The sequence below is a fragment of the Mesorhizobium sp. M0029 genome, from assembly GCF_040323735.1.
Classification (GTDB): domain Bacteria; phylum Pseudomonadota; class Alphaproteobacteria; order Rhizobiales; family Rhizobiaceae; genus Mesorhizobium.
On record NZ_JAMYVF010000019.1, the window covers coordinates 87,617 to 109,544 of the forward strand.

At 63.6% G+C, this 21,928-nt stretch carries 24 protein-coding genes and 1 pseudogene; 14 read left to right on the forward strand and 11 right to left on the reverse strand.

Going from position 1 to position 21,928, the window contains the following annotated elements:
- Nucleotides 1–36 precede the first annotated feature (36 nt).
- Nucleotides 37–1,260 (forward strand): argininosuccinate synthase, encoded by a 1,224-nt coding sequence (locus tag NKJ76_RS26010; RefSeq protein WP_352538703.1) that lies wholly within the window; start codon nucleotides 37–39, stop codon nucleotides 1,258–1,260.
- A gap of 138 nt (nucleotides 1,261–1,398) precedes the next feature.
- Here the strand turns inward: NKJ76_RS26010 and NKJ76_RS26015 are convergent, their stop codons facing one another.
- Nucleotides 1,399–2,196 carry a lytic murein transglycosylase gene (locus NKJ76_RS26015; RefSeq protein ID WP_023694544.1) on the reverse strand — a complete coding sequence of 266 codons (798 nt, stop codon included), beginning with the start codon at nucleotides 2,194–2,196 and terminating at the stop codon, nucleotides 1,399–1,401.
- A gap of 293 nt (nucleotides 2,197–2,489) precedes the next feature.
- Between NKJ76_RS26015 and NKJ76_RS26020 the strand changes: the two genes are divergently transcribed.
- From NKJ76_RS26020 to NKJ76_RS26050, 7 genes and pseudogenes are all read left to right on the forward strand, one after another.
- Nucleotides 2,490–3,587: a zinc-binding metallopeptidase family protein gene (locus NKJ76_RS26020; protein WP_023730269.1), complete on the forward strand. Its 1,098-nt coding sequence runs from the start codon at nucleotides 2,490–2,492 to the stop codon at nucleotides 3,585–3,587.
- Nucleotides 3,588–3,649: 62 nt separating this feature from the next.
- A complete protein-coding gene (locus NKJ76_RS26025) occupies nucleotides 3,650–4,249 on the forward strand; it encodes a DUF1236 domain-containing protein (protein ID WP_023671709.1) in 600 nt (199 codons plus the stop codon).
- Nucleotides 4,250–4,396: 147 nt separating this feature from the next.
- The gene (locus tag NKJ76_RS26030) at nucleotides 4,397–5,347 is read left to right on the forward strand and encodes a CPBP family intramembrane glutamic endopeptidase (protein ID WP_352538690.1); all 951 of its coding nucleotides are present in this window, start codon (nucleotides 4,397–4,399) and stop codon (nucleotides 5,345–5,347) included.
- A gap of 383 nt (nucleotides 5,348–5,730) precedes the next feature.
- Nucleotides 5,731–7,317, forward strand: a complete 1,587-nt coding sequence (ffh, locus tag NKJ76_RS26035; protein ID WP_352538691.1) for a signal recognition particle protein — start codon at nucleotides 5,731–5,733, stop codon at nucleotides 7,315–7,317.
- Nucleotides 7,318–7,324: 7 nt separating this feature from the next.
- A complete protein-coding gene (locus tag NKJ76_RS26040; protein WP_023671706.1) occupies nucleotides 7,325–7,651 on the forward strand; it encodes a chorismate mutase in 327 nt (108 codons plus the stop codon).
- A gap of 105 nt (nucleotides 7,652–7,756) precedes the next feature.
- Nucleotides 7,757–8,158 carry a 30S ribosomal protein S16 gene (gene rpsP / locus NKJ76_RS26045; RefSeq protein ID WP_023671705.1) on the forward strand — a complete coding sequence of 134 codons (402 nt, stop codon included), beginning with the start codon at nucleotides 7,757–7,759 and terminating at the stop codon, nucleotides 8,156–8,158.
- 88 nt (nucleotides 8,159–8,246) lie between these two features.
- Nucleotides 8,247–9,084 (forward strand): annotated as a pseudogene (locus NKJ76_RS26050) (acyl-CoA thioester hydrolase/BAAT C-terminal domain-containing protein).
- Nucleotides 9,085–9,171: 87 nt separating this feature from the next.
- Here NKJ76_RS26050 and NKJ76_RS26055 read toward each other — a convergent pair.
- The 3 genes from NKJ76_RS26055 to NKJ76_RS26065 form a co-directional block, all read right to left on the reverse strand.
- Entirely contained in the window at nucleotides 9,172–9,435 is a 264-nt protein-coding gene (locus tag NKJ76_RS26055; RefSeq protein WP_023683830.1) for a YMGG-like glycine zipper-containing protein, read from the reverse strand.
- A 152-nt stretch (nucleotides 9,436–9,587) separates the two neighbouring features.
- Nucleotides 9,588–10,115 (reverse strand): SRPBCC family protein, encoded by a 528-nt coding sequence (locus NKJ76_RS26060; protein WP_023732866.1) that lies wholly within the window; start codon nucleotides 10,113–10,115, stop codon nucleotides 9,588–9,590.
- Between the two features lie 14 nt (nucleotides 10,116–10,129).
- Nucleotides 10,130–10,540, reverse strand: coding sequence for a DoxX family protein (locus NKJ76_RS26065; protein ID WP_023687655.1), 411 nt, complete (start codon nucleotides 10,538–10,540; stop codon nucleotides 10,130–10,132).
- Between the two features lie 357 nt (nucleotides 10,541–10,897).
- Here NKJ76_RS26065 and NKJ76_RS26070 point away from each other — a divergent pair, with 357 nt between their 5' ends.
- A complete protein-coding gene (locus tag NKJ76_RS26070; RefSeq protein WP_023671700.1) occupies nucleotides 10,898–11,305 on the forward strand; it encodes an ACT domain-containing protein in 408 nt (135 codons plus the stop codon).
- Between the two features lie 3 nt (nucleotides 11,306–11,308).
- Here the strand turns inward: NKJ76_RS26070 and NKJ76_RS26075 are convergent, their stop codons facing one another.
- Both NKJ76_RS26075 and NKJ76_RS26080 read right to left on the reverse strand, forming a co-directional pair.
- A complete protein-coding gene (locus NKJ76_RS26075; RefSeq protein WP_245260740.1) occupies nucleotides 11,309–11,611 on the reverse strand; it encodes a GNAT family N-acetyltransferase in 303 nt (100 codons plus the stop codon).
- Nucleotides 11,612–11,955: 344 nt separating this feature from the next.
- Nucleotides 11,956–12,990, reverse strand: a complete 1,035-nt coding sequence (locus tag NKJ76_RS26080; RefSeq protein WP_023671698.1) for an aspartate-semialdehyde dehydrogenase — start codon at nucleotides 12,988–12,990, stop codon at nucleotides 11,956–11,958.
- Between the two features lie 424 nt (nucleotides 12,991–13,414).
- Between NKJ76_RS26080 and NKJ76_RS26085 the strand changes: the two genes are divergently transcribed.
- The 4 genes from NKJ76_RS26085 to NKJ76_RS26100 all read left to right on the forward strand — a co-directional run bounded on the left by NKJ76_RS26085 (nucleotide 13,415) and on the right by NKJ76_RS26100 (nucleotide 17,370).
- Complete coding sequence (locus NKJ76_RS26085) at nucleotides 13,415–15,256, forward strand: DEAD/DEAH box helicase (RefSeq protein WP_352538692.1); 1,842 nt, start codon at nucleotides 13,415–13,417, stop codon at nucleotides 15,254–15,256.
- A gap of 323 nt (nucleotides 15,257–15,579) precedes the next feature.
- Complete coding sequence (locus tag NKJ76_RS26090; RefSeq protein WP_023683826.1) at nucleotides 15,580–16,302, forward strand: DUF805 domain-containing protein; 723 nt, start codon at nucleotides 15,580–15,582, stop codon at nucleotides 16,300–16,302.
- 191 nt (nucleotides 16,303–16,493) lie between these two features.
- Nucleotides 16,494–16,922, forward strand: a complete 429-nt coding sequence (locus NKJ76_RS26095; protein WP_023671694.1) for an SRPBCC family protein — start codon at nucleotides 16,494–16,496, stop codon at nucleotides 16,920–16,922.
- Nucleotides 16,923–16,992: 70 nt separating this feature from the next.
- Nucleotides 16,993–17,370: a MarR family winged helix-turn-helix transcriptional regulator gene (locus NKJ76_RS26100; protein WP_023671693.1), complete on the forward strand. Its 378-nt coding sequence runs from the start codon at nucleotides 16,993–16,995 to the stop codon at nucleotides 17,368–17,370.
- Between the two features lie 8 nt (nucleotides 17,371–17,378).
- Here the strand turns inward: NKJ76_RS26100 and leuB are convergent, their stop codons facing one another.
- The 5 genes from leuB to leuD all read right to left on the reverse strand — a co-directional run bounded on the left by leuB (nucleotide 17,379) and on the right by leuD (nucleotide 21,277).
- Complete coding sequence (leuB, locus tag NKJ76_RS26105) at nucleotides 17,379–18,482, reverse strand: 3-isopropylmalate dehydrogenase (protein ID WP_352538693.1); 1,104 nt, start codon at nucleotides 18,480–18,482, stop codon at nucleotides 17,379–17,381.
- A 148-nt stretch (nucleotides 18,483–18,630) separates the two neighbouring features.
- Nucleotides 18,631–18,981 carry a VOC family protein gene (locus tag NKJ76_RS26110; protein ID WP_352538694.1) on the reverse strand — a complete coding sequence of 117 codons (351 nt, stop codon included), beginning with the start codon at nucleotides 18,979–18,981 and terminating at the stop codon, nucleotides 18,631–18,633.
- A 12-nt stretch (nucleotides 18,982–18,993) separates the two neighbouring features.
- On the reverse strand, nucleotides 18,994–19,377 hold the full coding sequence (locus tag NKJ76_RS26115) for a RidA family protein (RefSeq protein WP_023702580.1): 384 nt from the start codon (nucleotides 19,375–19,377) through the stop codon (nucleotides 18,994–18,996).
- Between the two features lie 306 nt (nucleotides 19,378–19,683).
- Nucleotides 19,684–20,607, reverse strand: coding sequence for an Ivy family c-type lysozyme inhibitor (locus NKJ76_RS26120; RefSeq protein WP_352538695.1), 924 nt, complete (start codon nucleotides 20,605–20,607; stop codon nucleotides 19,684–19,686).
- Nucleotides 20,608–20,671: 64 nt separating this feature from the next.
- Nucleotides 20,672–21,277 carry a 3-isopropylmalate dehydratase small subunit gene (gene leuD, locus NKJ76_RS26125; RefSeq protein WP_023730275.1) on the reverse strand — a complete coding sequence of 202 codons (606 nt, stop codon included), beginning with the start codon at nucleotides 21,275–21,277 and terminating at the stop codon, nucleotides 20,672–20,674.
- Nucleotides 21,278–21,442: 165 nt separating this feature from the next.
- Between leuD and NKJ76_RS26130 the strand changes: the two genes are divergently transcribed.
- Nucleotides 21,443–21,868, forward strand: coding sequence for a GNAT family N-acetyltransferase (locus tag NKJ76_RS26130; protein ID WP_023747403.1), 426 nt, complete (start codon nucleotides 21,443–21,445; stop codon nucleotides 21,866–21,868).
- Nucleotides 21,869–21,928 lie beyond the last annotated feature (60 nt).

Consider the following 21,928-nt stretch of genomic DNA (forward strand, 5'->3'; position numbering starts at 1 on the left):
AAACTCACGCGCGGAACCGCCAAAATGTCCCCAGCAATGCCCAAGACAAAAGACGTCAAGAAGGTCGTGCTCGCCTATTCCGGCGGTCTCGACACCTCCATCATCCTGAAATGGCTGCAGACCGAGCTCGGCGCCGAAGTCGTCACCTTCACCGCCGATCTCGGCCAGGGTGGCGAGCTGGAGCCGGCGCGCCAGAAGGCTGAGATGATGGGCATCAAGGATATCCGCGTCGTCGATGTGCGCGAGGAATTCGTCTCGGATTTCGTCTTCCCGATGTTTCGCGCCAACGCCGTCTATGAAGGCACCTACCTGCTCGGCACCTCGATCGCCCGCCCGTTGATTTCCAAGCACCTGGTCGAGATCGCCCAGGAGGTCGGCGCCGATGCCATTGCGCACGGCGCCACCGGCAAGGGCAACGACCAGGTGCGTTTCGAGCTGTCGGCCTATGCGCTGAATCCCGACATCAAGGTCATCGCGCCGTGGCGCGACTGGTCGTTCAAGTCGCGCACCGACCTGATCAACTTCGCCGAGCAGCACCAGATCCCGGTGGCCAAGGACAAGCGGGGGGAGGCGCCGTTCTCGGTCGACGCCAACCTTCTGCACTCCTCTTCCGAGGGCAAGGTGCTGGAAGACCCGTGGAGCGAGCCGCCGGAATTCGTCCATCAGCGCACCGTCTCGCCGATGGAGGCGCCGGACAAGGTCACCGAGATCGAGATCGAATTTTTGAAGGGCGATCCGATTGCACTGAACGGCAAGAAGCTGTCGCCGGCCGCCATGCTGACGGCGCTTAACGATCTTGGCCGCGACAATGGCATCGGCCGGCTCGATCTGGTCGAGAACCGCTTCGTCGGCATGAAATCGCGCGGCGTCTACGAGACCCCCGGCGGCACCATCCTGATCGTCGCCCACCGCGCCATCGAATCGATCACGCTCGACCGCGGCGCCGGCCACCTCAAGGACGAGTTCATGCCGCGCTACGCCGAGCTGATCTACAACGGCTTCTGGTTCTCGCCCGAGCGGCTGATGCTCCAGGCGATGATCGACAAGAGCCAGGAAGACGTCGAAGGCACGGTGCGCCTGAAACTCTACAAGGGCAATGTCATGGTCACCGGCCGGAAGTCAAAGAAGACGCTCTATTCCGACGCACTGGTCACCTTCGAGGATGACCGCGGCGCCTACGACCAGAAGGACGCCGCCGGCTTCATCCGCCTCAACGCGCTGCGGCTGAGGACGCTGGCCGCGCGCAACCGCAAGGGTTGAGCCCAACTACTATTCCAGGAAAACCCGGCGGAGACTGCCAAGGGGGGCTAACGCCGGGCTCTTGATTATTCGCATGGCCATGCACCAACAAAAAAGCCCGGCGTTGGCCGGGCTTTCATGTCGAATGAAGATTATCGTTCAGCTGCCGTCGATCGCGTCGGCGATCTGGGCGATGGCCTGCTGGTAGACGCTGGCGGAATTCCAGCCGGCGATGGCGCCCATATTCGCACTCGCGCTCGCACCCGCCCGCCAGCCATGAGCCTTGAGGAAGTTGGCCGTCGAAGCCAAGGCCGTTGCCTTGTCGCGCAGATTTCCGTTGCCGACGCCATACTTAAGGACATTGCCGGGCAGGAATTGCGTATGGCCGATCTCGCCATGCGCAGCGCCGACCGACGAGGCGCTGAGCGCACCGCGATCGACCAGCTTCAGCGCCGCAATGGCATGCGGGTAAAAGAAGCCCGGGCGACGGCAATCATAGGCAAGCGTCAGAATGGCGGAGACCGTGTTCTGGTTGCCCAGGGAGGCTCCGAAGCCGGTTTCCATGCCCCAGATGGCCAGCAACACGCCCGGCGACACCCCGTAATTGCTCTCGATCCTGTCGAACATCGCTGCATTCGACTTCTTCAGCGCACGGCCCCTGGAAATGATCGCAGCTCCGCCACGACGCTTCATGAAGGCGTCCACCGAACCGCTGAACGCCTTGTGGATGGCGCGGTCGACGGAGATTGTCTTTGTCGCGTAGCTGGCACCGGCCAGAGCAGCCAGACCCTTCCCGCCGACACCTTCGGACCTGGCCTGCGCGGCAAAGTCCTGCTTCCACGCCTCGAAGCCCGCGCCGGTCTTGCCGCAGCTGGCCGCCGCCTGCGCGCCCGTCGCCAGCGCAAGTACCGCGACCACCGCGGCAGCAATAATCTTTCCCTTGGCAAGCAATGCCATGCTTTTTCTCCTGATTGCCTGAATCACGTCCCGGTTGCGAACTTGCCAGCGAAACACGCCATTGTCACCGTACCCCCGGCGCTACCCTGGCCAATGCAGCGGAATTTGCTTACGATCAAGTGCTTATTGTGGCCGAAACGCCCGGTGCCGGGCAGGCGAATTCGCTGCTCGGGTAAAAAGAGGTGACGGGGGCATGGAACGGCGGCCCGTGGCGGGCGTTTGGGCGAGGCGCCGCTCCGCACCATATTCCTCCTCTGACGCCATACGCCAACGCCTGACGCATCGAGATCGACATGAAACTGTTCGACTGCCCGCATTGCGGCCACCGCCTCTACTTCGAGAATGCGCAGTGCCTGAATTGCGGGAGTCTCGTGCTTTACGATCCCGAGCATGCGCGCTTTGCCTTGTCTGACGTCGACGGCATCTTCCACTGCACCAATGCGGATGAATGCGCCTGCAACTGGATGGCCGAACCGGGTCATACCTACTGCCGCGCCTGCGTGCTGAACCAGCTGATCCCCGACCTCTCCGTCGACGGCAACCGCCGCCGCTGGATTCGCGTCGAGGCGGCCAAGAAGCGCGCCGTCTATTCGCTGCTCGCCTTCGGCCTTCCGGTCGCGCCCAAGCACAAGCACGGCGACGAAATCGGCCTCGCCTTCGACTTCATTGCCGATCCGATCGGCGGCGGTCCCGGCGGCGAACGCATCCTTACCGGCCACGACAACGGCCTGATCACGCTCAACGTCGCCGAGGCGGACTCGGCCGAGCGCGAGCGGCGTCGCGTCGAGATGGGCGAAAATTACCGCACGCTGCTCGGTCATTTCCGTCATGAGCTTGGCCATTACTACTGGGACCGGCTGATCCGCGACGAGCCGCAACGGCTCGATGCCTTCCGGGCGCTGTTCGGCGACGAACGCCCCGACTACGAGCAGGCGCTGAAGGCCTATTACGCCAATGGCGCTGCGCCCGACTGGCAGCAGAACCACATCTCCGCCTATGCGACGTCGCATCCATGGGAAGACTGGGCCGAGACCTGGGCGCACCATCTGCACATCACCGACACGCTGGAGATGGTGCACGCGCTGAATTTTCCACTCGGCCAGCTTGAGACGATGGAGACCAATGTGCTGCCGCAAGGCGACACCGGCGGCCGGTTGCAGGCGGCGCCCGCGGAACCTGACGCCGTGCCCGAGCCGTTCGAAAAGATTCTCGCCCGCTGGCTGGTACTCTCGGAAGCCTCCAACTCGATCAACCGCTGCATGGGCCTGCCCGACCTCTATCCCTTCGTCATTTCGGACGTGACGGCGCAGAAACTCAGCTTCGTGCATGAGCTTTTGACCGGTTTGCCGAAAGAAACCGGAACAAATCGTGAGCTGGCGTCGGTATTTTAGCCGGAACGCATGCGTTCTGTTTTCGTTTGGTGTCGCGAGGGACCATGAAAGGGAGAGAAACCATGAGACGCATATTGTTTCCGGCCGTCGCCGGGGCGCTTGTCGCGATGTCAGGTGCGGCACTCGCCGATACCGCCGTCTCGGCCGTCACCGATCTTAATGTGCGCGCCGGCCCCGGCCCGCAATATCCGGTGATCGGCGTGCTCGCCGCCGGCCAGTCGGCGACGCTCAATGGCTGCATCGAAAACAGCAAATGGTGCACCATTGCCGAAGCCGGAGGCCAGGGCTGGGTCTATTCCGACTATGTCACGGCCGATTTCGGCGGCAACCGGGTCGTTCTGACACGCCGCCCCGCCAACGCCGCCATCACCGTGGTTACACCGCCGCAGGATGATTATCCCGATACCTATACCGGTGCGATTCTGTCCGACGACGGCCCCGTCGACGCCATCGACAGGCCACCGGCGGAAGTCGGCACCTATGTCAGCACGCACCGGCTCGATCCTGTCTATCTCGAGGGCGAGGTGGTGACCGGTGCCACCTTGCCCGACACGGTCGAACTGCGCGAAATCCCCGACTACCGCTACCGCTACGTCTATGTGAATGGCCAGCAGGCGCTGGTCGACCCGCAGACACGGCGCATCATGTACGTCGTGCGCTGATTTTGCCTGGAAAGAATGACAAGTGAACTCGTGCCGCCCTCCTGCCGAGGCTGAGGGCGGCAAAAGGGTCGCTGAACAGCAGCAATTGCGCGAGAGCCGACGATCCCCTAGATCATGCGACCCGATGCGTTCGGCAGAGGAACTCGCGTGATATCAGATCCAGCCGCCTTCGAGCGCTATAGCAACACGGCCACCGAAAAGACGAACCTGCCGCGGCTGATAATTGGAACGGCAGTCGTCGTCCTGTTCTGGGTGGCGATCACCCTGGTTGTGGTGCTTGGCGGCACCTATGTCGCGATCGTCTGGCATGTATTGCCGGACGATCCGCGCGGGCCGCTTCAGGGCTTTCTGGCCTCGCCCATCGGCATACTCACCGCACTCACCTCGTTTAGCGGCATCTGGCTCGGCCTCTGGCTTGCCATGCGTTTCGTCCATGGCGAGCCGCTCTCGGCGCTTTTCGGCGCCAGTCGCCGCGTGTCCTTGTCGGGCTTCCTCAAGGGCCTGGTCGCGGTGCTGATCACATCGGCGCTTTCCGAAATCCTGCTCTACTGGCTACAGCCCGAAATCGCCCGCGGCACGATCAACCTGTCGACCTGGCTGCTGTTCCTGCTCCCGATCGTGGCGCTGACCCTGCTGCAGACCTCGTCCGAGGAGATGCTGTTTCGCGGCTATCTGCTGCGCGGCCTGGCCAGGCGCTTCGAGAGCCCTTACGTGTGGGCGCTATTGCCCGCTTTGCTGTTCACCTCCTTGCATTGGAGCCCGGGCTCGACCCCCGCCATCAACGCCTGCGTGCTGGCCTCGATCGCCGCCTTCGCCTTGCTGTTGACGCTGGTGGTTTATGTCACCGGCAATCTCGGCGCCGCCTTCGGCGCCCATCTCGGCAACAATCTCACCGGCTTCCTGCTGATCTCGCATCAGGAGAACTACAATTCCTTCGCCCTGTTCAACGCCAAGCCGCTGGAAGGTCCGGACTGGACGACGACGGATGCCGTCATCATCGCCGCCATCGGTATCGTCTGCACCTTGCTGACGATCCTGCTGCTTCTGCACCCGCGCTCGCCGCTGAAGGTTACGGCCGACCCTCGGGATGCAGGGTGAACTAAACAGGGACCGATCCAGAGACCGGGAAGCCGCCCTTGTCTTGACTCTTCGGCCGATTTCCTGTCTACAGCCCCGAAATCCGCGACGAGTATCCCTCCGAGCAAGCCGACCAGGACGCCAAAACCTTTTGAGGTGGGTGCTGTAAACAGATCCTGGAGGCCAACACCCGGCAGCGCTGAGCGCCCCCGGGTGCTTTTTGGTTTTGAGCTTTGCTTGGATGAGCGGCGCGAACGCACTACCTCTCGGGCACCATCGGGGTGCCTGAGAAAAAGGAAACGGAATGTTTGAATCGCTGCAGGAGCGCACAAGAGGCGTGGAGGGCCATCGGCCCGACAGGGATCACCATGAATCCAAGGCGCTCTCGCGCGGCGGGTTGACCAATGTTTGAATCACTTCAGGAGCGCCTTGGCTCCATCCTGAACGGCCTGACAGGCCGCGGCGCGCTGTCGGAGGCTGATGTCTCGGCGGCGTTGCGCGAGGTGCGCCGGGCGCTGCTCGAGGCCGACGTTGCGCTGGAAGTGGTGCGTTCCTTCACCGACAAGGTGCGCGAGAAGGCCGTCGGCGCCGCCGTCGTCAAGTCGATCAAGCCCGGACAGATGGTCGTCAAGATCGTCCATGACGAGCTGGTCGACATGCTCGGCGCCGAGGGCGTCGCCATCGACCTCAATGCGCCGGCGCCGGTCGTCATCATGATGGTCGGCCTGCAGGGCTCCGGCAAGACGACGACCTCCGCCAAGATCGCCAAGCGGTTGACCGAGCGCCAGAACAAGAAGGTTCTGATGGCCTCGCTCGACACGCGGCGGCCCGCGGCGCAAGAGCAGCTGCGCCAGCTCGGCGAGCAGGTCAAAGTCGCGACGTTGCCTGTCATTGCGGGCCAGAACCCGGTCGACATCGCCAGGCGCGCCGTCCAGGCAGCCAAGCTCGGCGGTCATGACGTCGTCATCCTCGACACCGCCGGCCGCACCCATATCGATGAGCCGCTGATGGTGGAGATGGCCGACATCAAGAAGATGTCGAGCCCGCACGAAATCCTGCTGGTCGCGGATTCGCTGACCGGCCAGGACGCCGTCAACCTTGCCAAAAGCTTCGACGAGCGCGTCGGCATCACCGGCCTGGTGCTGACCCGCATGGACGGCGATGGCCGTGGCGGTGCCGCGCTTTCGATGCGCGCCGTCACCGGCAAGCCGATCAAGCTGATCGGCACCGGCGAAAAGATGGACGGGCTGGAGGAATTCCACCCCAAGCGTATTGCAGACCGCATCCTCGGCATGGGCGACATCGTCTCGCTGGTCGAAAAGGCCGCCGAAAACATCGACGCCGAGCAGGCGGCGGCGATGGCCAAAAAGATGCAGTCGGGCAAGTTCGACCTGAACGACCTTGCCGGCCAGCTTCAGCAGATGTCGAAAATGGGCGGCATGGGCGGCATCATGGGCATGATGCCCGGCATGGGCAAAATGAAGGACCAGATGGCGGCCGCCGGCCTCGACGACAAGATGTTTGGCCGCCAGCTAGCCATCATCTCGTCGATGACCAAGGCCGAACGCGCCAATCCGGACATGCTGAAACATTCGCGCAAGAAGCGCATCGCCGCCGGCTCAGGCACGGATGCGGCCGAGATCAACAAGCTCTTGAAAATGCATCGCGGCATGGCCGACATGATGAAGGCGATGGGCGGCAAGGGCAAAGGCGGCGGCCTGATGCGCGGCATGATGGGCGGCCTTGCCTCCAAGATGGGCCTCGGCGGCATGATGCCGGGCGGCCCCGGCGGCATGATGGGTGGCGGCATGCCCGACCTCTCCAAGATGGATCCCAAGCAGCTCGAAGCCTTGCAGAAGCAGATGCCCGGCCTTGGCGGCATAAAGGGCCCGCCCACCCCGAGCGGCGGTGGCCTGCCCGGTCTGCCCGGCGGCATGAAGCTTCCCGGCCTTGGCGGCGGTGGTCTGCCCGGCCTCGGAAAGAAGAAGTGAGGACGCTATGAACGAAGAAAAAGACATGGCCGACGCACGCACCATCCTGGCCGGCTATCGCGCCTCGATCGACAACATCGACGCCGCCCTCATTCATATGCTGGCCGAGCGCTTCCGCTGCACCAAGGCGGTCGGCGTGCTCAAGGCCGAGCATGGCCTGCCGCCCGCCGACCCGGCGCGCGAGCAGGAGCAGATCACCCGCCTTCGCCAGCTGGCGAAGGACGCTCATCTCGACCCCGATTTCGCGGAAAAATTCCTCAACTTCGTCGTCCGCGAAGTGATCCGCCATCACGAGCAGATCGCCGCGTCCAACGGCGCAAGCAAAACCGGCTAACAAAGTGCATGTCGCCCAAAAGTGCGCAGCGGTTTTGGGACAACGACCTGCACCAGACAAAGCCATTAACCCAACACTGACATCAGAAATTTTAGGAGAAATGAAATGCCCTTGAAGATCAGACTGGCCCGTGCGGGCTCGAAGAAGCGCCCTTACTACCACGTCGTCATCGCCGACGCCCGTTCGCCGCGTGACGGCCGGTTCATCGAGTCGATCGGCTCGTGGAACCCGCTGCTGCCCAAGGACGGCGAGCGCGTCAAGGTCGACGCCGACCGCGTCAAGCATTGGCTGTCGCACGGCGCTCAGCCGACCGACCGCGTGCTGCGCTTCCTCGATGAGGCCGGCCTCCTCAAGCGCGAAGCCCGCTCCAACCCGAAGAAGGCCGAGCCCGGCAAGAAGGCGCAGGAACGCGCCTCTCTGCTGAAGAAGGCCCAGGAAGACGCCGCCGCCGCTGTTGCCGCCGCTGCTGCAGCCCCGGCCGAAGCGGAAGCCGCCACCGCCGAATAAGCATCGCGTCATCGCATCGACAAAACGGCGGGCCTGTGCCCGCCGTTTTGCTATTGTGCGGCGATGTCATATGGCGTTCGAACGAAAGATGACTGAGCGGACCGTCACGGAAGAGACCCTTTTCGGCGGCGTAGCCGGAACGCTGTTGCGATGCGCCGGCGCCACGACAGGCGTCGTCGTGCTGAGCGGATCGAGCGGCCGCATCGACGTCACCCGCGCCCGGCTCTTTGCCAAGGAAGGAGCATCCGCTCTCGCGCTGCAATGGTTTGGCGGCGAAGGTCAGGTGCCCGGCATTTGCGAGATCCCGCTCGAAACGTTTTTCGCGGCGACCGGCTATCTTGTCCAGATGGGATGCCGGCGCATCGTCTATGTCGGGACCTCGCCGAGGCCTCCCTGCTTGCGGCGGCTCATGATCCACGCATTGACGTCGTGGTTGCGATCAGCCCGACATCGGGGTCTGGGGGAATATCGGGCCGGGCCGCGACGGCGTCAGCTGGCCGGAAAGATCGTCGTGGACGCTCGAGGGGATTCCTTTGCCGTTCGTCCCAAGCAATCCCGCTTGGAACGCGGAGTATGTCGACGGTCTGGTGTCCTACCGAGGCCTCTTCCAGCGTGCCTTGCAAACCTTCAAGGACGCTGCGGCCGAGGCTGCCATTCCCGCCGAAGCTATTTCAGCCGACATTGTTCTGGTTGCGGGCGGCGACGACGCGCTATGGCCATCGCTGGATTTTGCCCAGTCGATCATTCAGCGTCGCCAGGACACCGCAATGACCACCTGCCTCGTCTCAGTGCCCGACGCCGGCCACCGCATTCTGCTGCCGGGCGAAAACACGCCGCGCTCGGGGCTGCACGCCCATGGCGGCAATGACGACGCCGACACACGCCTGGGCCGCCTGGCTTGGGAGCATATCCGGGGATTGCTGTAGCGCAGGCAGCCATGGTCCAGCTGTCTTGGGCAACAGCGAAACCGGCGATCTATAGCCGCCGGTTTCCGATGTTGGACCTGGCTGTGTTCAATAACCGTCAGGGCAGCTGGCGATATAGGTGCGCCCGTTCCGGCCGCGGTAGCGACATTGACCGCTTTCGCTGGCACGGCCGATCAGCGCGCCGGCCACGGCGCCGACGGCGCCGCCGACGACGGCGCCCTGAACCGGATCATTTGCCACAGCTGCGCCAACCGCCGCGCCGCCGAGGCCGCCGACCGCGGCACCCTTTTCGGTTTGCGAGCACGCGCCCAGCGCGGTCGCCAGTACCAGAATGATCATCGCTTTTTTCATTGTCGTTCCTCTCTCACGCGGATCGCCGTCCTCGCCGCCACGGCTCTAACTCCCAGACGGCTGATTTGATCCCGAAGACGTGAGAGATCCCGGTGCGCGCGCCTGTCACATTCGTAACGACCGCCGCCGAGCTTGTTGAAATGCAGGACGTTTTACCTTTCAGTGGCCTTCTTCAGATTGGCGAGGCCAGCCTCGAAATCCTTGCCGATCAGCGTATCGAAATTCATGAAGAGGCCCATAAGCTTGGCAATGAAGGGCCGGCTGCCACGCATCGCCCAGGTGACTGCGGTGATGTCGCCCGAGGGTTTCAGGGTGAAGTCGACGCTGTTGTTGGCCCGGAACGGCTTCTCGAAGTCGAGCTTCAGCGACACCAGCGAAAATGGCACGGAATTGACGATCTCCATGCGTCCCTTGCCGGCCTTTGCGTTGCCTTCCCAGGCGTAGGCGGCGCCCTTGCCGGCATCAGCGCCCGACAGCGTGCGCTTCATCAGCGGGTCGAGCTTTTCGTAGGGCGACCATTCCGGCCAGTGCTTGAAATTGTTGATCAGCGGAAAGATCGCTTCCGGCGCGGCCTTGATGCTGGCGGTGCGGACGGTGACGAAATCATTCGACCTCGTCGCCGCATAGATGAGCACGGCGGCGATGATGACGACCAGGATGATGAGAATGGTGCTGAGCATGTTTTTCTCCTCGCTTAACGGCTGAACGGGATCAGGGCGCGCACGCTTGGGTCGCGCAGATAGAGACCGCCCCACAGGATGATGCCGAGATAGACGCTAAACAGCGTGTGCGAAAACAACGGGCTGCCGACGCGCATGTTTGTGGCGATGGCACCGCCGAGATAGCCGGTGAGCAGGATGGCGCCGAGCACCGAGGTGCGGGGCAGCGCATAGAGCGCGGTCGAGATCAGCCCGATAATGCCGAGCGTGCGCGCGACATTGACATCGGCCGGCCAGCCGAGCGGCACCATCGTCTGGGTGACGACATCGAGCGGCGGCAGCTTGATGACGCCGTCGAAGATCATGAACAGGATGATGAGGCCGCTGAGCACGCGGCCGGTCCACAGGGCGCCCGACGAGACGGGCATGGTTTGAGAAATACTCACGGGTGTTCCCTCCTAAGCGGTTCGAGCCGTTTGCTGGCTTCGGACCAAGGACGAGCGATGGGGCGGCGATCCTACAGGGTGCGGATTCTTTTTGGGTAGCAGCAAGCAAAAGCCGCTGCGTGGCGATCCTTCACACCCCCCTCTGGCCTGCCGGCCATCTCCCCCGCAAGGGGGGAGATTACACGCTCGACCGCTTCGGCAATGTTCCATGAATGAGCGGAGCATCGAAACCGCCGATCTCCCTCCTTGCGGGGGAGATGCCCGGCAGGGCAGAGGGGGGCGCTGTCCCTCCACCTTGACGGACTATCGACATCCACCAGTCACGGCTATTGATAGGGCTGGGCGAGAGACGAGCGAATGGCCGGCGAGACTGATCTGAAAAAGCTGCTGGCGGCGATGACGCCGGAACTGCTGCCGGACGTCTACGTGTTCGCTACGCTCACACCTGGAATCAGCCGGCAGGCAGGCCTCGATCCCGTGATGGTCTTTCGCGAGCGCGAGGGTGTGACACTGATCGTGACCGAGGACGCGGCACGGGCGGCCGGGCTGACCGCTTCGTTCCGCTGCCGCATGATCACCCTGAACGTCCACTCCTCGCTGGAAGCCGTCGGCTTCCTCGCCGCCATCACCGCCCGGCTGGCCGCCGCCGGCATGGGCGTCAATCCGGTCTCTGCTTTCTATCATGACCATCTGTTCGTGCCCGCTGAGCGGGCCGAGGAAGCGATGGAGTTATTGCGCCAACTGGCCAAGGATAACGCCGGCTGAATATCAAGCTCGACGCACGTAGAGAATATCCGGCAGGCCTTCTTCGTTGGTGGTGCCCGCGCCGAACGCCTCGGGGCGAAAGCCATGGCGCTCGTAGAAGCGACGCGCGCCGGTGTTGGCCTGGAAGCAATGCAGTTTAACGATCCGTAGCGCGGCGGTCGCTTGCACCAGCAGCCGGCTGCCGATGCCTTGCCCCATCCAGGCGGGGTCGAGATAGAGCTGTTCCACCCAATCGCCGCTGAGGGCAATGAAGCCGACAATGCCGGTGCCGGCCTCGGCGACCGTCACCTGCTGCCGGGACAGCACGATCTCGCGGGATGACCGGCATCCAGGAGAACGAGCCAAGTGCGGCCCGCATGACAATGGCGATGGTCGCGGCATCCAAAGCCGTGGCGGGGCGCAGCACGATTTTGGTGGGATCGTTCAAAGGCGTTTCTCAACATCAGCGCTGCCCCTCATCCCCCTGCCGGGACCTTCTCCCCGAGGACGGGGAGAAGGAAGGCTTCGGCCGAAGGCCGAGCCCGCGACTGCGGGTCGCCGGCTTTCCGGCGCCCCCGCGGAGGGCCAGCCGCGGCAGCGGCGATACGGCCCGTGAGCGATAAACGGAATCGGCCGAAGGCCGAACCCCGTGAGCGAAAACAAACCAGCCGTCAGGCCGCCTTCTTCTTCGGCTGGATCAGGCCGCGCTCGACCAGAAGCTCGGCGATCTGCACCGCGTTGAGCGCCGCGCCCTTGCGCAGATTATCGGAGACGATCCACATCGACAGGCCGTTGTCGATGGTCGAGTCCTCGCGGATGCGCGAGATGAAGGTGGCGTCCTCGCCGGCCGATTCCAGCGGCGTGATATAGCCGCCATCCTCGCGCTTGTCCAAGACCTGGCAGCCCGGCGCCTCGCGCAGGATGTCGCGTGCCTCGTCGGCGGTGATCGGCTTTTCGAACTCGATGTTGACCGCTTCGGAATGGCCGATGAACACCGGCACGCGCACGCAGGTCGCCGTCAGCTTGATCTTGGGGTCGAGCATCTTCTTGGTCTCGGCGACCATCTTCCACTCTTCCTTGGTCGAGCCGTCGTCGAGGAAGACGTCGATATGCGGAATGACGTTGAAGGCGATGCGCTTGGTGAACTTCTTGACCTCGACGCCATCGGCGACGAACACCGCGCGGGTCTGTGTAAAGAGTTCGTCCATGCCTTCCTTGCCGGCGCCGGATACCGATTGATAGGTGGCGACGACGACGCGCTTGATGGTGGCGACATCGTGCAGCGGCTTCAGCGCCACGACCAGCTGCGCCGTCGAGCAGTTCGGATTGGCGATGATGTTCTTGCGGGTGAACAGCGAGATCGCATCCGGGTTCACTTCCGGCACGATCAGCGGCACGTCCTGGTCGTAGCGGAAGGCCGACGAGTTATCGATGACGACGCAGCCCTGCTTGCCGATCTTCGGCGACCACTCCTTCGAGACGTTGCCGCCGGCCGACATGATGCAGATGTCGGTGTCGGAAAAATCATACTGGTCGAGCGTCTTGACCTTCAGCGAACGGTCGCCGAACGACACTTCGGTGCCCTGGCTGCGCCGCGAGGCCAGCGCCACGACTTCGCTTACCGGAAAGCCGCGCTCTTCCAGTATGTTGAGCATTTCGCGACCCACATTGCCCGTGGCGCCGACTACCGCAACCTTGAAACTCATCAGAAATCTCCTGTCCCTCTCCGCTTGGTTTTTGGAGAAAACCCGCCGGCCAATGCGGGTTTCGTCCCCCGGGCCGGACCCGGGAGAGGGTGGTTAGGCCAAGGGAATCACACCGTTTTGGTGGTGGTTTTGGCCATAGTTTTGCTGGAACGGTAAGACGCGCCAACGCGCCCGGCCCCATGATTGTGGCCGGGGAAGTCGAATGCAAGAAGAGCCATCAGAAGGCCGCGCATCGAAAATGATCCCGTTCGATGCCGGCTTTTACGCGGTTTGCGTCAGGAGTCAATTGCGGCAAGGCACTCGCTTGCCCTGTACAATAGCGGCCGCAAGAAGTACGAACGCCCAAATAGTGTTTGGCTGGCGTGGCGCCAGCCCCGGCATGTGCTGCATGATGAGCCCATGCCCCGAATTCCGAAAGAGTGAGATGTCCCATTTCGAACGTATCGTTCCTGCGCTGGCAGAGGCGCTGGAACAACGCGGCTATACCGAGCTGACGCCGGTGCAGAAGGCGGTGCTGGAACTCGGCGAGGCCGACGCTCTGGTGTCGGCGCAGACCGGCTCCGGCAAGACTGTCGCCTTCGGCCTGGCTTTGGCACCGACCCTTCTTGGAAGCGCCGAGCGTTTTGACCAGGCTGGCGCACCGCTGGCGCTGGCCGTGGCGCCGACGCGCGAGCTCGCTCTGCAGGTGATGCGCGAATTGCAATGGCTCTACGCGCCGACCGGCGCCACCGTCGCGTCCTGTGTCGGCGGCATGGACATGCGTTCCGAACGGCGCGTGCTGGAGCGCGGCGCCCACATCGTCGTCGGCACGCCTGGCCGCCTGCGCGACCACATCACCCGCAACTCTCTCGACATGTCGGCGCTGAAAGCCGTGGTGCTGGACGAGGCCGACGAGATGCTCGACCTCGGCTTTCGCGAGGACCTCGAATTCATCCTCGATGCCGCACCGGCTCAGCGCCGCACGCTGATGTTTTCGGCCACCGTGCCGCGCTCGATCGCCACGCTGGCGCAAGGCTATCAGCGCGACGCCGTACGCATCTCGGCCGGCGGCGAGGAAAAGCAGCATCTCGATATCGAGTACCGGGCGCTGAATGTCGCCTATCCCGACCGCGAGAACGCCATCATCAACGTGCTGCGGTTTTACGAAGCGAAGAACGCGCTGGTGTTCTGCAACACCCGCGCCGCCGTCAATCACCTGACGGCGCGCTTCAACAACCGCAATTTTTCCGTCGTGGCGCTGTCGGGCGAGCTCAGCCAGAACGAGCGCACCCACGCGCTGCAGGCGATGCGGGACGGCCGCGCCAAGGTCTGCATCGCCACGGATGTCGCGGCGCGCGGCATCGACCTGCCCAATCTCGAACTGGTCATCCACGCCGATCTGCCGACCAATCCCGAAACGCTGCTGCATCGCAGCGGCCGCACCGGCCGCGCCGGCCGCAAGGGCGTCAGCGCGCTGATCGTGCCCAACGGCGCCCGCAAGCGCACCGAGCGCCTGCTGCAGAATGCAGGGCTGAAGGCGACATGGGCGAGCCCGCCCTCGGCCGACGACGTGATCAAGCGCGACGACGAGCGCATCCTTGCCGATCCAGCCTTCGACGAGCCGGTGGCCGAGGACGAGCGCGGCTTCATCGACGCGCTTCTGGCCAGGCATGGCGCCGAACAGATTGCGGCCGCCTTCGTGCGCCAATGCCGCGCCAGCCGCTCGGCGCCCGAGGAGCTTACGGATGTCGCACCGTTCACGCCTTCGCGTGACAAACCGGCGGGCGAAAAATTCGAGCGCCGCGATGAAGCGCCAGGCCGGCGCGACGATTTCGGCGACAGTGTCTGGTTCTCGCTGTCGATCGGGCGCAAGCAGAATGCCGAGCCGCGCTGGCTGATCCCGATGCTGTGCCGCACCGGCAACATCTCCAAGCGCGAGATCGGCTCCATCAAGATGCAGCAGGATGAGACCTACGTGCAGATCGCGGCCGACTGGGCCGATCGCTTCCTCGCCGCCCTCGGCCCCGACAAGAAGCTGCAGGGCAACATCGTGGTGAAGCGGCTGGACGGCACGCCCGACCTGTCGCGCGCCGGCTACCAGGCGCCGAAGCCCGACAAGAAGCCGCATCGCGGCAAGCGCCCGTTCGAGGCGCCGCAAAGCGCACACAAGCCGAAATTCGAGAAGCGGGAACGGCCCGCCGGCGATGCAAAGCCTTGGGCCGGGAAACCGAAATTCGACAAGGCGGGACCGCCGAAGAACAAGAAGCCGAAGAAGCGGCCGGTTTGAGGCTCTTATCGGCCAATTACAAATGCAGGCGCTGCCCCTCATTGCCCTGCCGGGCATTTCTCCCCGTATAATGACGGGAGAAAGGGCGGACCGCAGCCTTGGCGCTCTTCTTGCAGCGTTGGTGATTGGCGGAATCGTCGATAACAGCGACCCCTCTCCCCGTCACTATACGGGAGAGGATGCCGGCAGGCAGGTGAGGGGCAGCGCCAACGCACCGGAAAATAAAGCAACTCATGCCTGAACCGTTTGCCCTCCATTTCGTCCACCCCCTTGCAGTCCGCCGCAACTTTGAACAGTCTGTGCCTGCACGGGGGCGAGGCTAAATGCGCGGCGAAGTTCTTCACTATGACGAGGCCCAGGGTTTCGGCTTCATCACCGGGGCGGACGGCAACCGCTACACCTTCGCGCGCGAGGATCTGCGCCGTGATACCGTGATCGCGAACGGCGCAGTGGTCGAGTTTCTGCCGGCAAGCGGTCAGGCGCGCGACGTTTTTTCAATCCGCGCCCAGCCCGCCAGTCCCGCCACCGCTGCGCCAGCGGCAAGCGCCGCGCCGCCCAAGGCGGCTGCCGCTTCAGCCGCGCCACAGCATTTCGGCCGCCTGGCGGAAGACGGCGCGGTTCGCGATAGCGGACTGCCGGGTTATTTCTGGCGAGGCGTGACGCGCAACTACATCAACTTCGCCGAACGCGCCCGCCGCAAGGAATTCTGGGGCTACTGCCTGTTCTGGACCGTCAGCTTCATCCTGGTCGGAATTGCCGGCGCCCTCGCCGACCAGGCCGTCGGCAATTTCGATGCCGGCAACTGGCCGATTGTGATGATCGGCGTCTGGGGGCTGTTTTGGCTAGCGACGTTCCTGCCCTGGGTCGGGCTCGTCGTGCGCCGCTTGCACGACATCGGCCTGACCGGCTGGCTGGCAATACCTTACTTCGCAATCACCTTCATGTTCGCTCCGGCTACGCTGATCCTCGCGCTGATACTCGGATTGATCCCGACCCAGGCCCACGAAAACCAGTGGGGGCCGGTGCCTGGAGGAGGCGGAGCCTAGACCGCACCAGAAATGAACTGCCGGCTGTTTGCGGACAGCCGTGCTTTAACAATGGCTTAGGTCGCAGCCAGGAAGGCAGCTGCTGTTTTGACCGGACGAACAAAATATTTCTCTTGCCATTTAGTCTGCGCACAGATAATCTGTGCACTCATCAAATCGACGATCGAAAACGGATGATGGAGCCAAGACAAATGTGGACCAACGAGTACACCGCAATTTCCCCCCTTTCGGCGCAGGCCATCTGGAACGCGCTCAAGGCGCTGCACGAAGGCCGCCTCACCTACGAAGGGTCCGATACGTTCGTGCTGCACGGCCCGTTCGCCAAGGGCACCCGCCTCTCTGTAACGCCCGTCGGGCAGGACACCTTCGAATCGACGATCGTCGATCTTGTCGACACTGTGACGTATGCCGACGAGACCTCGTTCGGCGACACGAAACTGCTGTTCAGGCATACGCTGACGCCGGTCGAGGGTGGCACTCAAGTGACGCATCGCCTCGAGATTTCCGGCCCATCGGCCGCCGAGGTCGGACCAGAGCTCGGGCCGCAGATCAGCGGCGATTTCGACACTTCGATGGCCAAACTGTTCGAGCAGGCAAGGGAGTTGGCGAACGGTGGCTGATCGGGGGGATCTGCAAACGCGCTTCAGCGGACCATCCGAGAGCCCCGGCTTGTTGCTCTGGCGAACCACCATGCGCTGGCAGCGCGTCATGACGGCGGCGCTGGCCCCGCTTGACCTTACGCATGTCCAGTTCGTGCTGCTGGCTTCGGCGATGTGGCTCGGCCGCTATGGCGAGCCGCCTAACCAGGTGCAGCTCGCCGCCCAGGCCGGCACCGAGGTGAAGATGACATCGGACGTCGTCGCCCGGCTCGAGGCAAAGGGACTGATTGTGCGGGACACCAACCCGCGGGATTCCCGCGCCAAGGTGATCCGCGTCTCCACGACGGGGACGGCCGCAGTCCAGCGCGCTATCGTCGCCGTCGAAGCCGCCGACGCTGCTTTTTTCTCAGCCGTGGACGAGGCGCAACTCGTCGGCCTGCTGAAACGGCTGGCCGGCGAGATCCGCTGAGTCGGCCGCTAAGCCAGGAACTTGGCGATGATGGCATCGCCCATTGCGACAGTGCCGACTTCGGTCATGCCCTCGGACAAAATATCCTTCGTCCGCAGCCCGTCGTCGAGCACGGCGGCTATTGCGCCTTCGAGCTTGTCGGCCTCATCGACCATGCCGAAGGAATATCGCAGGCACATGGCAAACGACGCGATCATGGCGATCGGGTTGGCGATGCCCTGGCCGGCAATGTCGGGCGCCGAGCCATGCACCGGCTCGTACAGCGCCTTGCGCTTCTTGGTCTTCACATCGGGCGCGCCGAGCGAGGCCGACGGCAGCATGCCGATCGATCCGGTCAGCATGGCGGCGATGTCGGACAGCATGTCGCCGAACAAATTGTCGGTGACGATGACGTCGAACTGCTTTGGCCAGCGCACCAGCTGCATGCCGCCGGCATCGGCCAGCATGTGGTCGAGCTTGACGTCGGCATAGCGAGTCTTCTGGGTCTGGGTGACGACCTCGTTCCACAGCACGCCGGATTTCATGACGTTGCGCTTCTCCATGGATGTCACATGGTTCTTGCGGGTGCGCGCCAGCTCGAAGGCGACGCCCGAAATGCGCTCGATCTCGAACGTATCGTAGACCTGCGTGTCGATGCCGCGCTTCTGGCCGTTGCCGAGATCGATGATCTGCTTGGGCTCGCCGAAATAGACGCCGCCGGTAAGCTCGCGCACGATCAATATGTCGAGGCCTTCGACCACCTCCTGCTTCAGCGAAGAGGACGCGGCCAGCGCCGGATAGCAGATGGCGGGCCGGAGATTGGCGAACAGCTCCATATCCTTGCGCAGCCGTAGCAACCCGGCCTCGGGACGCACCTCGTAAGGCACCTTGTCCCATTTCGGCCCGCCAACGGCGCCGAACAGAACCGCATCCGCAGCCATCGCCTTTGCCATGTCGGCGTCGGAAATCGCCGCGCCATGCGCGTCGTAAGCACAGCCGCCGACCAAGCCTTCATCAGTGGCAAAACCGCTGCCGATCTTTGCGTTCATGGCCGCGATCAGCTTCTTCACCTCGGCCATCGCCTCGGGGCCGATGCCGTCGCCGGCGAGCAGGAGAAGATTTTTCGAAGCCATGGAGAACCGTCCCAATGCTGTTGGAGAAACCGCGGCCTTGCTAAACGCCAAGAGCTTGCGGCGCAAGGGGATGAAGAACGCTACGACGGCGCCCGCGTCTCAAGACCTGGGTTCCTCGCCGTGGCCAGAGGCGGGGGAGAGGAACAAATCACTTGTGCGACAAAATATTCACCAACCGGCCGAACGGATCGCGCACATAAAACCGCCGTACGCCCCAGGGTTCGTCGGCCGGACCATGCTCGGCGGCAAAGCCGGCGGCCTTCATGCCTTGCAGCGCCGCATCGACATCGTCGACCTCGATGGAGAGGTCCGGCACCGGCGTGCCGGAGCCGCCCTGGGCCATGAAGCTGATCTGCACCTGCATCCGTGCGTCGGAGCCTAAGGTGACGATCCAGCCCTGATCCATCAGCACATCGAGGCCAAGCACGTCCTGATAGAAGCGTTTCGCCGCTGCCGCGTCTGGTGTCCCGATATTGGCCACGATGCGCCGGACCGTCATGGCTTTGCCTCCTCAAGCCGTACGCCGCAGCGCCGTGACTTCGATCTCGATCTTCATTTCCGGCTTGTTGAGCTGGCACACGATCATCGTCGCCGCCGGCCTGATCTCGCCGAAAGCCTCTCCGAGGATGGGGAAGACCACGTCCACGAAGGCCTGGTCGGTGATGTAGTAATGCGCCCGCACCACATCGGCCATGTCGAAGCCGCCATCCCTCAGCGCCTCGGCGATGGTCGCCAGACAATTGCGCGTCTGCGCCTCCACCGTTTCCGGCATGGCCATCGTCGCATAGTCATAGCCGGTGGTTCCCGAGACGAAGCACCAGTCGCCCTGCACCACCGCGCGCGAATAGCCGGCGGTTTTTTCGAAGGGCGAACCGGTGGAGATGAGTGTGCGCATGGAGCCTCGCTGTGGTTTCGGACACTTTGCAGGAAAAGAGCCGGCCAGACCATGGGCCAAGTCAGGTGCAAATCTTGGTCGTCGGCGGGACAGCACCCCCTCTGGCCTGCCGGCCATCTCCCCCTCAAGGGGGGAGATTAGCAGTTCGGACGCCTTTCTCGCTTTCCACATTTGCGATTGGCGAAAGCCAGAGTGACGTCTGATCTCCCCCCTTGAGCGGGAGATGCCCGGCAGGGCAGAGGGGGGTGTGACGGATCGCGACGGAACAAGCATGAACACCGAGTGTTCGCCGCGCTGCCGCGAACCCTAGTTCCCCGACTCCTGCGCCTTGTCCATTGCTTCCTTCACATCCGCAGGCCAGGTCTTCACGTCAGGCCACGCCTGCGGCTCGCCATTGTCGCCGCGCCGGGCGAAGTAGAGCGTGTGCTTGGCCGGGTCGACCGCCATGAAACCGTCATTGCTGCCGCATGAGTGCGGCACGCAGCCGGTGGCGTAGAAGGCGCCCGACGCCGTCTTTTCGGTGCCGCCGCCGACCAGCAGGCTGGTCGCCATGTCGGGCATGGTGTCGCCGAGCAGCGTCTGCGCCGCCTTGTAGACGGCCTCATTGTGGAAGGCGTCGATGATGTTCTGGTATTTGGCCGGATCGACGTCCTTCCAGTCCGTACCCGGCTCCGGCGCGTAGGTCAGGTCGCCCGAGATCGTCAGCCCGTCGCTGGGTGACCATTGCAGCGCTTGCTTCGTATCGCCCGGCAACAGATACGGCACGAAATAGATGGCGTTGTCGGCCACCGCCGCCGGCGGCGCGCCGCATTCGTCCTGTTCGACCTTGAGGCTTTGTATCTCGCCGCCTTCCGGCTTCCAGACGATGACCTTGGCCGGGCCGCACTGGTTGCCGCCGTCGCCGACATCGACCAGCGCCACGTTGACGCCGCCGACCTTGACTGTTCTGTCGAAGAACACGTCGTAATTGCTGGCCAGCTGCTTGCCGTCATAGGCCAGCACCTTTTCGCCATCCTGCTCTGGCTCGGTAATGGTCAGCTGCCCGCCCTCGAACGGGATCGACCCCTGGCTGTCATCGTCCGCCAGGGCCGCATTGCTCGACGCGCCCGGATCGGCGGCGGACGGATCTTCTGCCGGCACGAGTATCTTGTCGGTCTGTGCTTGCGCGCCGGCCACCGGCATCAGCATCCACGCCAGCGCGCAGGCGCCGGCAAGAAGAAAACGTGTCATGACTGTCCCCTCCGTTCAGCCGCCACGAACCCGGCTTTGTGGCGGCCGGGCCATCTCGTACCACTCAGGCCCAAGGACGCTCGGCAGCGTTCTTCTTCTCGAACGAGGCGATGGCGCCGGCCTTCTCCATGGTCAGGCCGATATCATCGAGACCGTTCAGCAGGCAGTGGCGCTTGAAGTCGTCGAGGTCGAAGGTGACCACGCCGCCGTCGGGGCCGCGGATTTCCTTGGCCTCGAGGTCGACCGACACCGTCGCATTGGAGCCGCGCGAGGCGTCGTCCATCAGCTTCTCCAGGTCTTCGGCGCTGACGGTGATCGGCAGGATGCCGTTCTTGAAGCAGTTGTTGTAGAAAATGTCGGCGAACGAGGTCGAGATGACGCAGCGAATGCCGAAATCGAGCAGCGCCCACGGCGCGTGTTCGCGGCTCGAACCGCAGCCGAAATTGTCGCCGGCGACCAGGATCTGCGCCTTGCGGTAGGCTGGCTTGTTGAGCACGAAGTCGGGGTTTTCCGAGCCATCGTCCTTGTAGCGCATTTCGGCGAACAGGCCGCTGCCGAGCCCGGTGCGCTTGATCGTCTTGAGATAATCCTTGGGGATGATCATGTCGGTGTCGACATTGACGATCGGCATCGGTGCGGCGACGCCGGTGAGCTTGGTGAATTTTTCCATGGCTTTTGCCCGTTCTTGATCGATAATTCGTTGCGTCAGGGTTTGCTGCGCCCGGTTTACACAAAGCCGCCGGCAAATAAAAGGCAACTGTTGGTGCGCGGCCCGATCGAAAGATCGGCGCGGCACTGTCTTTAAAACCGGCTGCCGTTGGTGCACCTTGCGCCCATGACCGCACAATCGAAGATTATCTATGCCAGGGAGCCTGAGCTCGACGTCGCCGAGTTCCGCCGCGTGCTGGTCGAATCCACGCTCGGCGAAACACGCCCCGTCGATGACGACGCCCGGCTGCAGGCGATGCTTTCGGGCGCGAACCTAGTGCTCACGGCGCGGCTCGACATCGAAGGCAGGCCGCTGATCGGCGTTATCAGGGCCATCACCGATTTTTCCTGGGTGTGCTACGTCTCAGAGCTCGCCGTGTCGCAATCGGCGCAAGGCGTCGGCATCGGCAAGGGCCTGATGGACGAGGCCCGCCGGCAGCTTGGGCCTTCGGTCGCCATCAGCCTGATCTCGATGCCCGACGCCGTCGGCTTCTACGAGCGTATCGGCATGAAGCGCATGGCCGACGCGTTCTGGTTCTCCCGCGAGGGCTGACGCCGCATCGGGCGCAATTGCCGACCGGGTTGGGCAGTCAAGGCGGGCAAGGTTATCGGG

Excerpts from the sequence above, each read along its gene's own strand:
- NKJ76_RS26055 (WP_023683830.1), bottom strand. The coding sequence starts at position 9,435 with ATGAAAAAAGCGATGATCATTCTGGTACTGGCGACCGCGCTGGGCGCG.
- NKJ76_RS26090 (WP_023683826.1), top strand. The coding sequence starts at position 15,580 with ATGCGCGGCGAAGTTCTTCACTATGACGAGGCCCAGGGTTTCGGCTTC.
- NKJ76_RS26100 (WP_023671693.1), top strand. The coding sequence starts at position 16,993 with ATGCGCTGGCAGCGCGTCATGACGGCGGCGCTGGCCCCGCTTGACCTT.
- NKJ76_RS26020 (WP_023730269.1), top strand. The coding sequence starts at position 2,490 with ATGAAACTGTTCGACTGCCCGCATTGCGGCCACCGCCTCTACTTCGAG.
- NKJ76_RS26110 (WP_352538694.1), bottom strand. The coding sequence starts at position 18,981 with ATGACGGTCCGGCGCATCGTGGCCAATATCGGGACACCAGACGCGGCA.
- NKJ76_RS26115 (WP_023702580.1), bottom strand. The coding sequence starts at position 19,377 with ATGCGCACACTCATCTCCACCGGTTCGCCCTTCGAAAAAACCGCCGGC.
- NKJ76_RS26070 (WP_023671700.1), top strand. The coding sequence starts at position 10,898 with ATGGCCGGCGAGACTGATCTGAAAAAGCTGCTGGCGGCGATGACGCCG.
- NKJ76_RS26120 (WP_352538695.1), bottom strand. The coding sequence starts at position 20,607 with ATGACACGTTTTCTTCTTGCCGGCGCCTGCGCGCTGGCGTGGATGCTG.
- ffh (WP_352538691.1), top strand. The coding sequence starts at position 5,731 with ATGTTTGAATCACTTCAGGAGCGCCTTGGCTCCATCCTGAACGGCCTG.
- NKJ76_RS26010 (WP_352538703.1), top strand. The coding sequence starts at position 37 with ATGCCCAAGACAAAAGACGTCAAGAAGGTCGTGCTCGCCTATTCCGGC.
- NKJ76_RS26060 (WP_023732866.1), bottom strand. The coding sequence starts at position 10,115 with ATGCTCAGCACCATTCTCATCATCCTGGTCGTCATCATCGCCGCCGTG.
- NKJ76_RS26085 (WP_352538692.1), top strand. The coding sequence starts at position 13,415 with ATGTCCCATTTCGAACGTATCGTTCCTGCGCTGGCAGAGGCGCTGGAA.
- NKJ76_RS26015 (WP_023694544.1), bottom strand. The coding sequence starts at position 2,196 with ATGGCATTGCTTGCCAAGGGAAAGATTATTGCTGCCGCGGTGGTCGCG.
- leuB (WP_352538693.1), bottom strand. The coding sequence starts at position 18,482 with ATGGCTTCGAAAAATCTTCTCCTGCTCGCCGGCGACGGCATCGGCCCC.
- NKJ76_RS26095 (WP_023671694.1), top strand. The coding sequence starts at position 16,494 with ATGTGGACCAACGAGTACACCGCAATTTCCCCCCTTTCGGCGCAGGCC.
- leuD (WP_023730275.1), bottom strand. The coding sequence starts at position 21,277 with ATGGAAAAATTCACCAAGCTCACCGGCGTCGCCGCACCGATGCCGATC.
- NKJ76_RS26130 (WP_023747403.1), top strand. The coding sequence starts at position 21,443 with ATGACCGCACAATCGAAGATTATCTATGCCAGGGAGCCTGAGCTCGAC.
- NKJ76_RS26025 (WP_023671709.1), top strand. The coding sequence starts at position 3,650 with ATGAGACGCATATTGTTTCCGGCCGTCGCCGGGGCGCTTGTCGCGATG.
- NKJ76_RS26080 (WP_023671698.1), bottom strand. The coding sequence starts at position 12,990 with ATGAGTTTCAAGGTTGCGGTAGTCGGCGCCACGGGCAATGTGGGTCGC.
- NKJ76_RS26040 (WP_023671706.1), top strand. The coding sequence starts at position 7,325 with ATGAACGAAGAAAAAGACATGGCCGACGCACGCACCATCCTGGCCGGC.
- rpsP (WP_023671705.1), top strand. The coding sequence starts at position 7,757 with ATGCCCTTGAAGATCAGACTGGCCCGTGCGGGCTCGAAGAAGCGCCCT.